The 12353-nt window shown below is 68.5% G+C and carries 15 protein-coding genes; 5 read left to right on the top strand and 10 right to left on the bottom strand.

Translation table 11 applies throughout. The features are described 5' to 3' along the window. The first annotated feature begins 47 nt into the window (after positions 1 to 47). Positions 48 to 506 (top strand): CopD family protein, encoded by a 459-nt coding sequence (locus tag EJO71_RS30805; protein ID WP_125952454.1) that lies wholly within the window; start codon positions 48 to 50, stop codon positions 504 to 506. Here the strand turns inward: EJO71_RS30805 and EJO71_RS30800 are convergent. The 6 genes from EJO71_RS30800 to EJO71_RS30775 all read right to left on the bottom strand — a co-directional run bounded on the left by EJO71_RS30800 (position 503) and on the right by EJO71_RS30775 (position 5162). Continuing rightward, a complete protein-coding gene (locus EJO71_RS30800; protein ID WP_125952453.1) occupies positions 503 to 910 on the bottom strand; it encodes a hypothetical protein in 408 nt (135 codons plus the stop codon). The two genes, EJO71_RS30805 and EJO71_RS30800, sit on opposite strands and share 4 nt — an antisense overlap. Positions 911 to 923: 13 nt before the next feature. Then, positions 924 to 1499: a hypothetical protein gene (locus EJO71_RS30795; RefSeq protein WP_125952452.1), complete on the bottom strand. Its 576-nt coding sequence runs from the start codon at positions 1497 to 1499 to the stop codon at positions 924 to 926. A 161-nt stretch (positions 1500 to 1660) separates the two neighbouring features. Continuing rightward, entirely contained in the window at positions 1661 to 2077 is a 417-nt protein-coding gene (locus tag EJO71_RS30790) for an organic hydroperoxide resistance protein (protein WP_125952451.1), read from the bottom strand. A 179-nt stretch (positions 2078 to 2256) separates the two neighbouring features. After that, the gene (locus EJO71_RS30785) at positions 2257 to 2688 is read right to left on the bottom strand and encodes a VOC family protein (protein WP_125952450.1); all 432 of its coding nucleotides are present in this window, start codon (positions 2686 to 2688) and stop codon (positions 2257 to 2259) included. 28 nt (positions 2689 to 2716) lie between these two features. Next, positions 2717 to 3955, bottom strand: a complete 1239-nt coding sequence (locus EJO71_RS30780; protein WP_125952449.1) for a CaiB/BaiF CoA-transferase family protein — start codon at positions 3953 to 3955, stop codon at positions 2717 to 2719. Positions 3956 to 3962: 7 nt separating this feature from the next. Continuing rightward, positions 3963 to 5162: an acyl-CoA dehydrogenase gene (locus EJO71_RS30775; protein WP_093195687.1), complete on the bottom strand. Its 1200-nt coding sequence runs from the start codon at positions 5160 to 5162 to the stop codon at positions 3963 to 3965. 186 nt (positions 5163 to 5348) lie between these two features. On the opposite strand from EJO71_RS30775, the gene EJO71_RS30770 reads away from it, so the two are divergent. Together EJO71_RS30770 and EJO71_RS30765 are read left to right on the top strand one after the other, a co-directional pair. Beyond that, positions 5349 to 6251, top strand: coding sequence for a LysR substrate-binding domain-containing protein (locus tag EJO71_RS30770; protein WP_125952448.1), 903 nt, complete (start codon positions 5349 to 5351; stop codon positions 6249 to 6251). A 7-nt stretch (positions 6252 to 6258) separates the two neighbouring features. Beyond that, positions 6259 to 7179, top strand: coding sequence for a GyrI-like domain-containing protein (locus tag EJO71_RS30765; RefSeq protein ID WP_206169065.1), 921 nt, complete (start codon positions 6259 to 6261; stop codon positions 7177 to 7179). A 24-nt stretch (positions 7180 to 7203) separates the two neighbouring features. Here EJO71_RS30765 and EJO71_RS30760 read toward each other — a convergent pair whose 3' ends face one another. Genes EJO71_RS30760 through EJO71_RS30750 form a run of 3 tightly spaced genes read right to left on the bottom strand, consistent with a single transcriptional unit; the run spans position 7204 to position 8866 of the window. Continuing rightward, entirely contained in the window at positions 7204 to 7707 is a 504-nt protein-coding gene (locus tag EJO71_RS30760) for a GFA family protein (RefSeq protein WP_125952447.1), read from the bottom strand. Further along, positions 7704 to 8522 carry a zeta toxin family protein gene (locus tag EJO71_RS30755; RefSeq protein ID WP_125952446.1) on the bottom strand — a complete coding sequence of 273 codons (819 nt, stop codon included), beginning with the start codon at positions 8520 to 8522 and terminating at the stop codon, positions 7704 to 7706. Before EJO71_RS30755 ends, EJO71_RS30760 begins: the two co-directional genes overlap by 4 nt. After that, positions 8519 to 8866 carry a hypothetical protein gene (locus EJO71_RS30750; RefSeq protein WP_240651570.1) on the bottom strand — a complete coding sequence of 116 codons (348 nt, stop codon included), beginning with the start codon at positions 8864 to 8866 and terminating at the stop codon, positions 8519 to 8521. The genes EJO71_RS30755 and EJO71_RS30750 overlap by 4 nt, the downstream gene beginning before the upstream one ends. 117 nt (positions 8867 to 8983) lie before the next feature. Here EJO71_RS30750 and EJO71_RS30745 point away from each other — a divergent pair, with 117 nt between their 5' ends. Both EJO71_RS30745 and EJO71_RS30740 read left to right on the top strand, forming a co-directional pair. Then, positions 8984 to 9694 (top strand): 2OG-Fe(II) oxygenase, encoded by a 711-nt coding sequence (locus tag EJO71_RS30745; protein WP_125952445.1) that lies wholly within the window; start codon positions 8984 to 8986, stop codon positions 9692 to 9694. A gap of 218 nt (positions 9695 to 9912) precedes the next feature. After that, on the top strand, positions 9913 to 11916 hold the full coding sequence (locus EJO71_RS30740) for an adenylate/guanylate cyclase domain-containing protein (protein WP_125952444.1): 2004 nt from the start codon (positions 9913 to 9915) through the stop codon (positions 11914 to 11916). Here EJO71_RS30740 and EJO71_RS30735 read toward each other — a convergent pair. Then, a complete protein-coding gene (locus EJO71_RS30735) occupies positions 11897 to 12346 on the bottom strand; it encodes a YbaY family lipoprotein (protein ID WP_240651569.1) in 450 nt (149 codons plus the stop codon). The genes EJO71_RS30740 and EJO71_RS30735 overlap by 20 nt on opposite strands. Positions 12347 to 12353 lie beyond the last annotated feature (7 nt).

Below are 12353 nucleotides of genomic sequence, written 5' to 3'. Positions count from 1 at the left end.
GGCGCGACATTGCGCGGCGCGCCCTTTCGGTGTTCTGATCGGGCCCCATGTCGTACGTCATCCCGCTCTTCATCCACCTGCTCTGCGCCGCCTTCTGGGTCGGCGGCATGGCGACCATGCACTTCGCGGTGCGCCCCTCGGCCGTCGCCACGCTGGAGCCGCCGCTGCGCCTGCGCATGATGGCCGCGACGCTTCGGCGCTTCTTCGTGGGGGTGGACGCGTCGGTCACGCTGCTGTTCGTGACCGGCGTGACGATGATCCTCGCGGCCGGCGGCTTCCGCGGCCTGCACTGGCGCATCGAGGCGATGATGAGCATCGCGATCGTGATGCTCGCCATCTACGTCTACATCCGCGCCTCGGTGTTCAGGGCCATGCGCCGCGCGGTGGACGAAAGCGCTTGGCCGGTGGCGGCCGCGCGGCTGAACACGGTGCGCAAGCTGGTGACGGTGAACCTGGCGCTGGGCGTGATCGTGTTCGGCGTGGCGACCGTCGGGCGAGCCGGTTAGCTATTGCCGCACTCCAACTCGACCCGCAGCGCGCCGGTACAAAGCACGGAGACGCAATCGGTGCATCCGGCAACGAGATATTCACGGACATCGCCATAGAACAATCCGATGCAGCTGTCGGGACGCACCAACTCCTGTGCCAACCACCCACCCGATTGAATCAAGAACACCCAGACGTCCGGCAAGGAGCAGGCCGGCCAGTATTCGCCCAGATCGCGCTCATCCATGACCCGGTAGGCCACGACGCCGTCGAACCTTGCACAGATCGACGTCTCCCTTTTTGCGTCCTGGGCGACGACTGTGAGTTGATGCGGCGCGTAGTCGATGCGCACGATCTCCCAAGCGCCGCGGCCATCGAATGCGGTAGGTACTGGGACCGCCTCGACCTTTGCTACGCGAGTCATCGTCCAAGAATCCTCAGCGCTCGCCCAGCACCGCGCCGTCCACCGGCTTCAGCAGCCACTGCGCGATGTCCTCGCCCAGCTTGTAGGTCACGACACCGACCATGCTGCAGGTGCTGCGCGGCATGCCGAAATAGATGAACATCTGGCGCTGCGCGGTGAACTTCGCGGGCGCCTCGCCCTGGCGCTCCAGCGTGCCGCGCAGCTGGACGATCTTGGGGCCGCCGTAGAGGCCGCCCGCATTCGCCAGCAGGTCGGTGATCTCCACTTTCAGCACGGGTGCGGCCTGCGCCGCATCGGGCGCCGGCGGCGTGAGCACGAACTCGTAGGGATCGAGCAGCTGGTCCTGCACCGCCTGCCGCAGCGATGCCGGCACGTCGCACGCATCGTCGGCCTTCGACAGCTGCAGGCCCTTGGCGGTGGTGCCGTAGGCGATGGCGGGCATGATGACGCTGTTGCGCGGCGTGGCGGTCGCGGGCGGCGGCTCGGGCGGCGCCGGCTGGCGCGAGCCGCAGGCGGCGAGCAGCGTGGCGGCGGCCACGGCCGTGGAAAGCCGCGCGGCAACGCGCGCGGCGAATGAATGTCCGGACATCGGAAGCTCCCTCGAATAATCGTTCTGCGCGAGATGGCGCAGGCTGATTCTGCGTGAAGCTCGAGAGCCGAAACGGTAGTCCGAATGGGTTACCGGCACCGGACTTCCAGCGCCTGCCGATGCCGTCTTCGGTTGCAAACCGCTGCGGCAGGCCGCGTCGCTCAGACCAGGTTGAGCTCGACGTCGATGTTGCCGCGCGTGAGCTTCGAGTAGGGGCAGGTCTGGTGCGCCGCGTCGACCACGGCGCGCGCGGTTTCGCGGTCCAGGCCGGGCAGGCTCACGTTCAGGCGCGCCCGCAGGAAGTACTGGCCCTCGTCGAGCACGAGATCGACCTCGGCGTTCACCGACAGGTCGGCCGGCAGCTTGATCTTCATCGCGCCGGCCGCCTTGCCCATCGCGCCGATGAAGCAGGCCGACCAGCCGGCGGCGAACAGCTGCTCGGGGTTGGTGCCCGCGCCCGAGGTGCCGGGCGACGAGAGCTTGATGTCGAGGCGCCCGTCGTCGCTGCGCGAGACGCCGTCGCGTCCGCCCGTGGTGTGGGTCTTGCCGGTGTAGAGGATCTTCGCGGTGGAGCTCATGGATGTTCCTTGCAGTGGTTGCCCGCCGGACGAGGAATTCGCCGTACGGGTCGCCTCGGTGGCGATGCATGGATTGAATCGGCCGGCTGTATCCGCGATGTGTCGGGCAAGCCATGCTTTTGCATGCCCGTGTGTGCGGCCGGCGGCCGGACACATTGGCGTACAAAAAGCGCCCGCCGTCAGGCGGCCGGGCCCTTGAGCTCGATGGTGTTGCCGTCGGGGTCGGCGATGTAGATCGAGGGCCCGTTGCCCTCCGCGCCGAAGTTGTTCTGCACCTCGCCATGCACCGCGACGCCATGCTCGGCCATCAGCGTGCGGATGGCGGCTTCATCGAAGGGTTCGATGCGCAGGCAGAGGTGATCGACGTTGCGGCCTTCCGCGCCGGCGAGCGCCCCGCCCTGCCTGCCCAGCGGGCCATCGTGCGTGACGAGGTCGATCAGGCTGGTGCCCGCGCGCAGGTGCACGAGCCCCAGGTCGTCGCGGCGCTTCTCGACGGCGCAGCCCAGCACGCCTCGATAGAAGGCGATGGAGCGTTCCGCATCCTTCACGCGCAGCACGACGTGGTCGATGCGCAGCACCGAGAAAGCGGGCATGGGCATCGGGCTGACCATGGCCTCTTCCTTCTTTTCTCTTTCTTCGTCAGACCACGCCGGCCGAACGCAGGGCCTCGAAGCGGGCGGCGTCGATGCCCATCTCCGCCAGCACCTCCTGCGTGTGCTGGCCCAGCGCCGGCGGTGCATGGCGCAGCACCGGCGGCGTGGCCGTGAGGCGCAGCGGGCTCGCCACGCCGGTGATGCTGGCAATGCCGTCGCCCGCGTCGCGCGGCAGCGTCACCGCGAGGCCGCGCGCCTTGACCTGCGCGTCGTCGAAGGCCTGCGCGATGTCGTTGATCGGGCCGCAGGGCACGGCCTTGTCCTCGAGCAGCGTGACCCACGCGGCGGTGGTGCGCGTGCGGGTGAGCTCTTCCATCATCGGAATGAGCACGCCGCGGTGCTTCACGCGCAGCGTGTTGGTGGCGAAACGCGCGTCGGTCGCCCACTCGGGGTGGCCACCGGCCTCGCAGAAGCGCGCGAACTGGCCGTTGTTGCCGATGGCCAGCAGCATCGCGCCATCCTGCGTCGGGAAGTCCTGGTAGGGCGCGAGGCTGGGGTGCGTGTTGCCCTGGCGCCCAGGCGCCTTGCCGGTGTTGAGGAAGGCGCTTGCCTGGTTGGCAAGGATGGCCATGCCCACGTCGAGCAGCGCCATGTCGATGTGCTGGCCCTCGCCGGTGCGGTCCCGCACCTGCAGCGCGGCCAGGATGGCGGTGCTGGCGTAGACGCCGGTGAAGAGGTCGGTCAGCGCCACGCCCACGCGCAGCGGGCCGCCACCGGGCACCTCGTCGGGGCGGCCGGTGATGCTCATCATGCCGGTCATGGCCTGGATCATCAGGTCGTAGCCCGCGCGCTCGGCGTACGGACCGTCGTGGCCGAAGCCGGTCACGCTGCAGTAGATGAGGCGCGGGTTGGCCGCGCGCAGGCTCTCGTGGTCGAGGCCGTACTGCTTCAGGCCACCGGTCTTGAAGTTCTCCACCACGATGTCGGCCTGCGCCGCCATCTGCTTCAGAAGCGCCTGCCCGTCGGGCGTGGCCATGTCGACCGTGACCGAGCGCTTGTTGCGGTTGCAGGCGGTGAAGTAGCTGGCCTGGTCGGAGTCGTTGCCGTTCGCGTCCTTGATGAAGGGCGGGCCCCAGGTGCGCGTGTCGTCGCCGACGCCGGGGCGCTCGATCTTGACGACGTCGGCGCCCAGGTCCGCGAGGATCTGCGTGCACCACGGGCCCGCGAGCACGCGGGAGAGGTCCAGAACCTTGATGCCGTCGAGTGCTGCGGGCTTGGCGGTCATGCGCGGATCAGTTCGAGAACGCTGCGATGCCGGTGATGGCGCGCCCGAGGATCAGCGCGTGGATGTCGTGCGTGCCCTCGTAGGTGTTGACCACTTCGAGGTTCACCAGGTGGCGGGCCACGCCGAACTCGTCGCTGATGCCGTTGCCGCCCATCATGTCGCGCGCCATGCGGGCGATGTCGAGCGACTTGCCGCAGTTGTTGCGCTTCATGATCGAGGTGATTTCCACCGCGGCGATGCCCTCGTCCTTCATGCGGCCCAGGCGCAGGCTGCCCTGCAGGCCCAGCGTGATCTCGGTCTGCATGTCGGCCAGCTTCTTCTGGATGAGCTGGTTGGCGGCCAGCGGGCGGCCGAACTGCTTGCGGTCGAGCGTGTACTGGCGGGCGCGGTGCCAGCAGTCTTCGGCGGCGCCCAGGGCACCCCACGAGATGCCGTAGCGGGCGCTGTTGAGGCAGGTGAAGGGACCCTTCAGGCCCTGCACTTCGGGGAAGGCGTTCTCTTCAGGGCAGAACACGCCGTCCATCACGATCTCGCCGGTGATGCTGGCGCGCAGGCCGACCTTGCCGTGGATGGCGGGGGCGCTCAGGCCCTTCATGCCCTTCTCGAGCACGAAGCCGCGGATCGGGCCGACGGCGCCGCTCTCGCTGACTTCCTTGGCCCACACCACGAACACGTCGGCGATGGGCGAATTGCTGATCCACATCTTCGAGCCGGTGAGCGAGTAGCCGCCGGGAACCTTCTTGGCGCGCGTGGCCATGCTGCCGGGGTCGGAGCCGTGGTCGGGCTCGGTCAGGCCGAAGCAGCCGATCCATTCGCCGGTGGCGAGCTTGGGCAGGAACTTCTGCTTCTGGCCCTCGGAGCCGAATTCGAAGATCGGCACCATCACCAGCGAGCTCTGCACGCTGGCCATCGAGCGGTAGCCCGAGTCGACGCGCTCGACTTCACGGGCGATCAGGCCGTAGGCCACGTAGTTGAGGCCGGGGCCGCCGTACTGCTCGGGAATGGTCGGGCCCAACAGGCCGAGGGCACCCATCTCGCGAAAGATGGCCGGGTCGGTCTCGCCGGTGCGGAAGCCTTCGAGCACACGGGGAGCGAGGCGCTCCTGGCAGTAGGCATTGGCCGCGTCGCGGATCATGCGTTCTTCGTCGGTCAGCTGCTGGTCGAGAAGAAGGGGGTCGTCCCAGTGGAATTGCGCTTTGGCGGCCATGTGGCTGTCTCCGGAAAAGGGGGAGGAAAGAAAAAAGAGGGGGATCGGCCGATGCTAGCCACGCGGGGACCATGACGCAAACGATGATTCCTCACCCAGATATGCGTTCGTAGAATGTCTTGCAAGATGTTCGAGCGGCTTCTCCATTGATGAGCCCTCGATTCCATACATACAGCCGAGGCATACATGCGCCGCAAGATCCCGCCCCTGCAGACCCTCGTGTGCTTCGACGCCGCCGCGCGCCACGAGAGCTACACCCGAGCCGCGCAGGAGCTCGCCCTCACGCAGAGCGCGGTGTCGCGCCAGATCGGCACGCTCGAGGCCTTCCTGGGCGTAGCGCTGTTCCGCCGCACGCGGCACGGCGTGGCGCTCACGGCAAGCGGAGCGGCCTACGCTCGGCAGATCAGCAAACGGCTGGAGGCGATGGAGCGCGACACGCTCGACGCCATGGCGCACCAGGGCGAAGGCGGCTCGCTCTCGCTGGCGGCCGTGCCCACCTTCGCCACCCGCTGGCTGATGCCGCGCCTGAAGGGCTTCGCGGCGCTGCAGCCCGACGTGGTGGTGCACATCGAGACGCGCACCCGCCCCTTTCTCTTCGCCGACGCGGAATTCGACGCCGCGCTGTACGCAGGCACGCCCGCGCAGGTCGAGAACTGGGCCGGCACGCGCGCGCTGCTGCTGATGCACGAGGACGTGGTGCCCGTGTGCAGCCCGTCGCTGCTGCCGCGCGGCAAGGCCGTGACGCCCGCCGCCATCGCGAAGATGCCGCTGCTGCAGCAGAGCACGCGGCCCGACGGCTGGCGCCAGTGGTTCGACGCGCAGCAGATCGACGCGCCCAACGCGCGCGGCGGTCCGCGCTACGAGCTGTTCTCCATCCTCGCCGCGGCAGCCTCGCACGGGCTCGGCGTGGCGCTGATGCCGACGATGCTGGTCGCCGACGAACTGGCGCGCGGCGAGCTGGTGGTGGCATGCGCGCGACCGCTCTCGGGCGAACGCAACTACTATCTCGTGACGCCCGAGCGAGCCGACCAGCGACCGCTGCTGAAGTTCTTCAGCGACTGGCTGCTGGAGCAGGCCCGACAAGTCTGAGTACTCCATGACGCGCGACAGCCGATCCGAATACGAATGGCGCATGCACAAGGTGCTGACGCACATCGACGCGCACCTGGACGAACCGCTCGAACTCGCCGAACTGGCCGATGTTGCGCATTTCTCGGCCTTTCACTTCCACCGCCTGTTCGCGGCCTGGGCCGGCGAAACGCTGGGCGACTACGTGCGGCGGCGGCGCGTGGAAGTCGCCGCGCTGCGGCTGGCGACGCAGCCGCGCGTGTCGGTGCTCGACGCGGCGCTGTCGGTGGGCTTCGGCTCGGGCGAGGCCTTTTCGCGGGCATTCCGCGCGCGCTTCGGCAGTTCGCCGACGGCGTGGCGCGCGGCTCACCGATGGTCGCCGTCCGACACGGAAAGCAATCCTGATCAGATCGCATTGCACGGCTTCACGAAGAATGAGCCCTCGTCGCGCGACACCGCGCCAACGGAGGCCAAGCCCATGAACGTCGAACTCATCACCCGCCCGCCCGTCACCATCGCCTACCTGCGCTACGTCGGCCCGTTCGGCGCGCCCATCGGCGCCTTCTGGGAGACGAAGGTGGCGCCGTGGATCGGTGCGCACCAGCTGTGGCCGAACCCGCGCTACGGCATCAGCCACGACGACCCGAGCATCACGGCGCCGGAGCAGTCGCGCTACGACGCCGCCGTGGAAGTGCCCGAAGACTTCGTGCCCGACGGCGGCTTCCAGAAGACGGTGCTACCCGGCGGGCGCTACGCGGCGATGAAGTTCAAGGGTCTGCCGCAGGAGATCAACGAGGCCTGGGCCAGCGTGCTGCGCGACTGGCTGCCGGCCAGCGGCTTCCAGATCGACAACCGGCCGGCATTCGAGCACTACCCGCCGTGCGGGGCATTCGACGAAAAGACCGGCGCCTTCGAATGCGACATCTGCATTCCGATCGCGCCGCTCTGAGCGCGGCGGCGGACCGACATCGCTTCAAGCCTTCGCAGGCCGGGCGCCTTCCCGGGCATAGGCCTCGATCAGCGCCGGAAAGGCGTCCATCGCAGGCAAGGCGCCGAAGCTGTGCTTCGCGGGCGTCGTGGCCCAGGGCAGCTTCTCGTCGGTCCAGGTCTCGACGAAGGGCTCGACCCATCCGTGGCGGTCGAGCATCGACGGCCGGAGGTTGACGAAGTAGTCGAGGCCTTCGGTGCGCGTGAACATCCAGCTCTTGCAGTGCGGGCAGAAGAAGTGGTGCGAATCGTCGCCGTGCAGCCCGCCGATGACAGGCTCGCCCGACACCACCTCGAAGCCCTGCGCGGGAATGGCGAGCGAGAGCGAGAAGGCACTCGCGCTCATGGTCTGGCAGCCGGTGCAATGGCAGGCCATCGACAGCAGCGGCGGCGCGGTGATGCGCAGGCGCACCTGGCCGCAGCGGCAGCCGCCGGTCCAGGGGAGTTGCCAGCCGTCGGCCTGGTCGGGGGATGGATTCGAGGTGCTCATGAGGTGCTCCGGCCTTCTTGTCGTTGCTGCCGCTGGGTTGTCTTCTTCGGCTGCGAAGTGCGCGGCGGCCTGAACGGCCCCGTCACCTTCTCCAGCCATGGGTCGCAGACGGCCCGCAGTCCGGGGTCCACGTCGAACTGGGGATCGCGCGCGTCGAAAAGAATCGATTTCTTCGCCTGCGCCCGCACCAGCGCGAAGGCGTCCTTCTCGGAGCGGCTGTTGTCGAACATGAGCGTCATGTTCGCGATCTGCGCCGCGTGGCCGACCGCCGCCTGCGTGCGGGGAAAGCGTTCGATGAGCTTCTTGCGGTCCACGTCGTGGCCGCCCTGCTGCTTGCGCGTGCTCACGCGGAAGACGGACATGTCCACCGAGATCAGGCCGACGAAGAGCAGCACGACGAAGTAGCCTGCCTCCTGCATCGCGCGGATGTCGTCCGCCTTCGACTCGTGGCCGCCGCCGGGCAGCGGCTTCCAGTGGGAGAAGACGGTCTCGAATGCGAAAGGCATGCGCTGGTCCATCACCAGGCTCTTGAAGGCGCGCACGCCTTCCTGCGACAGGACCTGCCATTTCTCGTCGTCGTCGCGCAGGCGCTGGGCCCAGACGGGGATGTGCCCCGTGGCGGGATCGGCATCCGGCAGGATGGACATCATCATCCGGTCGGCGTTGACCAGTGGCAGGCGCAGCGACGGCGCAAGGCGCGAATACCAGAGCGTCGACTTGCCGGAGCCGTTGTGACCCGCCAGCACGAAGGCCACCGGACGCGGGCCCTGCGTCTGCTCGAGGAGCTTGTCGAGCTTCGGGGGACGGCGGCTCACGCCTTGCTCGCGCGGAACCTGCCGTCGACCATGCGGCCGATGACCTTGGTGCCGTCGGCCGCCTCGCGAACGACCAGGGTCGGGTCCTGGGAATAGGCGGAGTAGGAAAAGATCTTCGCGGCGTTGGGGCCGCGGAAGACGACCGACCTGTCGATGCCGGGCTTGTTCAGCGCGCGGGCCGCTTTCTTCAGCAGCACCGTGGTGTTGTCTTCGGGGCGCACGACCGGACGCGGAGCCTTGCCGACCTTGACCAGTGCCATGCCGCGCCCCAGCGTGGCAACCGACCGGCCCTGGACCAGTTGCCCTGTCGAGCTTTCGCGTGCAATGGTTTTTTCTCGTGCCATGGCCGGATGATCGCTCAAAACGCGGGGCGTCCGCAGCAGCGCGGGCCAAAGCCCGTGCCGGAAACCCGCGTCCGGAAATGGCGAGCCGTGCCGGTCCGGCGGCGGGACACTGGCGGCATGACAAGAAAGCTCTCCCGGATCGACGCCTTCGACTGGCCCCGCATCGAAGCGGACCTTGCCGCCCGCGGCTGCGCCGTCACCGGCCAGTTGTTCACCCCCGAGGAATGCGCCGCGCTCGTGGCCATGTACGACGAAGGCCAGCGCTTCCGCAGCCGCGTGGTGATGCAGCGCCACGGCTTCGGGCAGGGCGAGTACCAGTACTTCGCCAACCCGCTGCCGCCGAAGCTCGCGGCGTGCCGCAGCGTGCTGTACGCGCGCCTCGCGCCACTGGCCAATGCCTGGGCCACGGCCATGGGCCTGCCGGCCGACTACCCGCCGGACCACGCCGCGTATCTCGCGCGCTGCCACGCGGCGGGCCAGCAGCGCCCCACCCCGCTGCTGCTGCGCTATGGCGAGGGCGACTACAACTGCCTGCACCAGGACCTGTACGGCGACCTTCAGTTTCCGCTGCAGCTCACGGTGCTGCTGAGCAAGCCCGGCGAGGACTTCACCGGCGGTGAGTTCGTGCTGACCGAGCAGCGCCCGCGCATGCAGTCGCGTGCCGAGGTGGTGTCGCTCGCGCAGGGCGAGACCGTGATCTTCGCGGTCAACCAGCGGCCGGTGGCCGGCACGCGCGGCAGCTACCGCGTGACGATGCGCCACGGCGTGAGCCGCGTGCGTTCGGGGCGGCGGCACACGCTGGGGATCGTCTTCCACGACGCGCGCTGACGGGCCCGCGCCCTGCAGCTCCCACGATCTGGTCTAGACAGGCTTGAGCCTCCACGGCGCCGTGCAATACCGCACGGAAAGCCGAAGTAGAGCGAGAATCACGCCCGCTTCCGAGCACCCACGGACCCCGACGCCAATGATCGGGGCCATGGATCTGCCGGAGGCCGGCCCGCGGCTTCGGCCTTGCGGGCGCGTCCGAGTGATCGTCAGGGAGTTGTATGAACAAGAACTGGTCCGGGAATCCGGAAGCGGCTGGAAAGCCGTTGCTCAAATCCGCCGGGGGCACGGTGCCGCCCACGGCATCGCTGGTCGCACCGCCCGGGCGCTCGCGCCGTTTCCGGGTCGATGTCGGCACCATCGTCAGCGCGGTGGCGCTGGCGCAATCGCTGTTGCTGGTGTCTCTCGGCTATTGGGGGTCGCAGCGGCTGGTGTCACGCGTCGGCGTGTCCGCGCACAAGGCCAACCACGACCGCACCGAGGACAAGGTGCTGGCCTTCCTGCACAAGGCGGAGTCGGTCATCAACGCGGTGGGCAGCGCCCCCAGCCTGCGCCCCGCGGGCGAGCACTCCGAAAAGACCTCGGAACTGCTCTGGACCCTGCTGCAGCAGTCGCCCGAACTCGACAGCATCTACGTGAGCAACGAGAAGGGCCAGATGCTGATGGCGCTGCGCTACCCGGTGCCGGCCATGCGCCACATAGAGCGGGGCGAAGAGTTCACCACCGAGACCTGGCAATACAAGCTGCCGCTGGACGCCGAGGCCAGCGTGCAGCAGCGCTACGCCACCCAGCGCCTGGACGCGTTCCGCAGCGACTACAACCCGACGAAGCGAAGCTGGTACACGCAGGCGCACGACGCGGGCGGGCCCGTCTGGACGCAGCCCTACGTATTCGCCGCCGCGCAGGAACTCGGCGTGACCTATGCGCTGCCGAGCAAGCGCAGCTACGCCGACAGCAGCGCCCAGGCGCTGGTGGTGGCGGGCGACGTGTCACTCGGGCGGCTTTCGGATTTCGTGCGCCAGTTCAACAACGACGGCTACGGCGACAGCGCACTGCTGAGCGCCGACTTCCGCGTGCTCGCGCGCAGCGACATGCCCGGCGTGCTGCACAAGCTCGAGCCGCCGAGCGGCGTGCTCGGCGCCTTGCACGCTCACATGGTGGCCACCGGCACGGCGGGCAGCGGCAGCGACACGGCGTTCGCCTTCGCCTACGAAGGCCACCGCTACCTGGTGCAGACCTCGCTCATCCCGAGCACCGGCTGGCAGCTGGTGAGCTGGGTGCCCGAGGAAGTGCTGCTGGGCGACCTGCGCCGCACGGTGCTGTGGGGGCTGGTGCTGGCGGTGGCCTTCCTGGCGATCGCACTGTTCCTGTCGCTGAAGCTGTCGAAGCTGGTGACCGCGCCGGTGGAGAACCTCTCGCACATCGCGCGCCGCATCGGCCTGCTGGAGCTCGACAACCTGCCGCGCGAGCCCAGCCGCGTGCTCGAGATACAACACCTCGACCAGGCCCTGGACGACTCCGCGCGCAGCCTCAAGGCTTTCAGCAAGTTCGTGCCGGTGGGCCTGATCAACCAGCTGATCGACGAGGGTCACACGCTCGGCCCTTCGGGTTCGCCGCGCCGCGTGACGGTGATGTTCACCGACGTGGAGGGCTTCACATCGATCTCGGAGTCGCTCGACACCGACGTGCTGGTGGGCATGCTGACCGAATACTTCAACCTCGCGACGGGCGTGTTCGCGCGGCATGGCGGCATGGTCGACAAGTTCATCGGCGACGGCATCATGGTGCTGTGGGGCGCGCCCTCCGACCTGAAGGATGCCGAGTACCGGGCCTGCGTTGCCGCGCTGGAGCTCCACGAGGAAATGAGCGCGCTCAACCGGAAGTGGCGCGAGCAGGGGCTGCCGGTGTTCCGCACGCGCGTCGGCATCCATACCGGCAAGGTGATCGCGGGGGTACTGGGTTCGAACGACCGGCTGTCCTACACCGCGTTCGGCGACGTGATCAACGTGGCGAGCCGCATCGAGGGCATCAACAAGCAGCTGGGGACGCAGACGCTGATGTCCGAGGCCACCTTCGCGGGGCTCGATGGCCGGCTGCGCACGCGGCGCATCGAGGAGCTGGTGGAACTGCGCGGCCGCCAGACGGGCCTGGTGCTCTACGAGCTCCTGCCCGGAGCCGAAGCCGGTCCGTGGACCGGCGGGCCGCTCAGCGCGGAGCCTGCGTGACGCGCACCAGCACGAGGTCGGCGCTGTTGGCGCCGCCTTGCGTGAGCACGGAATACTGCGTGTCGTTGATGAACAGCAGCTGATCGCCGCGCGTGATGCGCGCCGACACCGCATAGCGCATGCGCGGGTCGATGCGCGCGGCATCCACCTTCAGCTCGTAGGCGAAGGGCACCTGCTTGCCGTTGGCCTTGATGCGCTGCTCGGCAAGCACCTTCGAGGGCGCATCCATGAGCGACACGTCGAGCAGCTGCACCACGATTTCGGCCGCGGGGTCGAGCGCGATGCGTTCGCGGTACGTGACGGTGCCGCTCACGCGCAGTTGCGCCGCACTGCCACCGCCCGCCGATGGCGAGGAAGGCACGGCGCAAGCGCTCAGCAACGAGGCACCTGCGATGGCGGAGAACATGAGGAGGCTGGTTCGTCTTTTCATGCGCCGC

This window comes from Variovorax sp. 679 (genome assembly GCF_003952185.1).
In the GTDB taxonomy this organism is placed as follows: domain Bacteria; phylum Pseudomonadota; class Gammaproteobacteria; order Burkholderiales; family Burkholderiaceae_C; genus Variovorax.
Note: the sequence above shows the minus strand (reverse complement) of the source record. Positions and strands in the feature narration are given on the sequence as shown.

What these genes read in the sequence shown, in the direction of transcription:
- EJO71_RS30805 (WP_125952454.1), top strand. Translation starts at nt 48, where the DNA reads ATGTCGTACGTCATCCCGCTCTTCATCCACCTGCTCTGCGCCGCCTTC.
- EJO71_RS30800 (WP_125952453.1), bottom strand. Translation starts at nt 910, where the DNA reads ATGACTCGCGTAGCAAAGGTCGAGGCGGTCCCAGTACCTACCGCATTC.
- EJO71_RS30795 (WP_125952452.1), bottom strand. Translation starts at nt 1,499, where the DNA reads ATGTCCGGACATTCATTCGCCGCGCGCGTTGCCGCGCGGCTTTCCACG.
- EJO71_RS30790 (WP_125952451.1), bottom strand. Translation starts at nt 2,077, where the DNA reads ATGAGCTCCACCGCGAAGATCCTCTACACCGGCAAGACCCACACCACG.
- EJO71_RS30785 (WP_125952450.1), bottom strand. Translation starts at nt 2,688, where the DNA reads ATGGTCAGCCCGATGCCCATGCCCGCTTTCTCGGTGCTGCGCATCGAC.
- EJO71_RS30780 (WP_125952449.1), bottom strand. Translation starts at nt 3,955, where the DNA reads ATGACCGCCAAGCCCGCAGCACTCGACGGCATCAAGGTTCTGGACCTC.
- EJO71_RS30775 (WP_093195687.1), bottom strand. Translation starts at nt 5,162, where the DNA reads ATGGCCGCCAAAGCGCAATTCCACTGGGACGACCCCCTTCTTCTCGAC.
- EJO71_RS30770 (WP_125952448.1), top strand. Translation starts at nt 5,349, where the DNA reads ATGCGCCGCAAGATCCCGCCCCTGCAGACCCTCGTGTGCTTCGACGCC.
- EJO71_RS30765 (WP_206169065.1), top strand. Translation starts at nt 6,259, where the DNA reads ATGACGCGCGACAGCCGATCCGAATACGAATGGCGCATGCACAAGGTG.
- EJO71_RS30760 (WP_125952447.1), bottom strand. Translation starts at nt 7,707, where the DNA reads ATGAGCACCTCGAATCCATCCCCCGACCAGGCCGACGGCTGGCAACTC.
- EJO71_RS30750 (WP_240651570.1), bottom strand. Translation starts at nt 8,866, where the DNA reads ATGGCACGAGAAAAAACCATTGCACGCGAAAGCTCGACAGGGCAACTG.
- EJO71_RS30745 (WP_125952445.1), top strand. Translation starts at nt 8,984, where the DNA reads ATGACAAGAAAGCTCTCCCGGATCGACGCCTTCGACTGGCCCCGCATC.
- EJO71_RS30740 (WP_125952444.1), top strand. Translation starts at nt 9,913, where the DNA reads ATGAACAAGAACTGGTCCGGGAATCCGGAAGCGGCTGGAAAGCCGTTG.
- EJO71_RS30735 (WP_240651569.1), bottom strand. Translation starts at nt 12,346, where the DNA reads ATGAAAAGACGAACCAGCCTCCTCATGTTCTCCGCCATCGCAGGTGCC.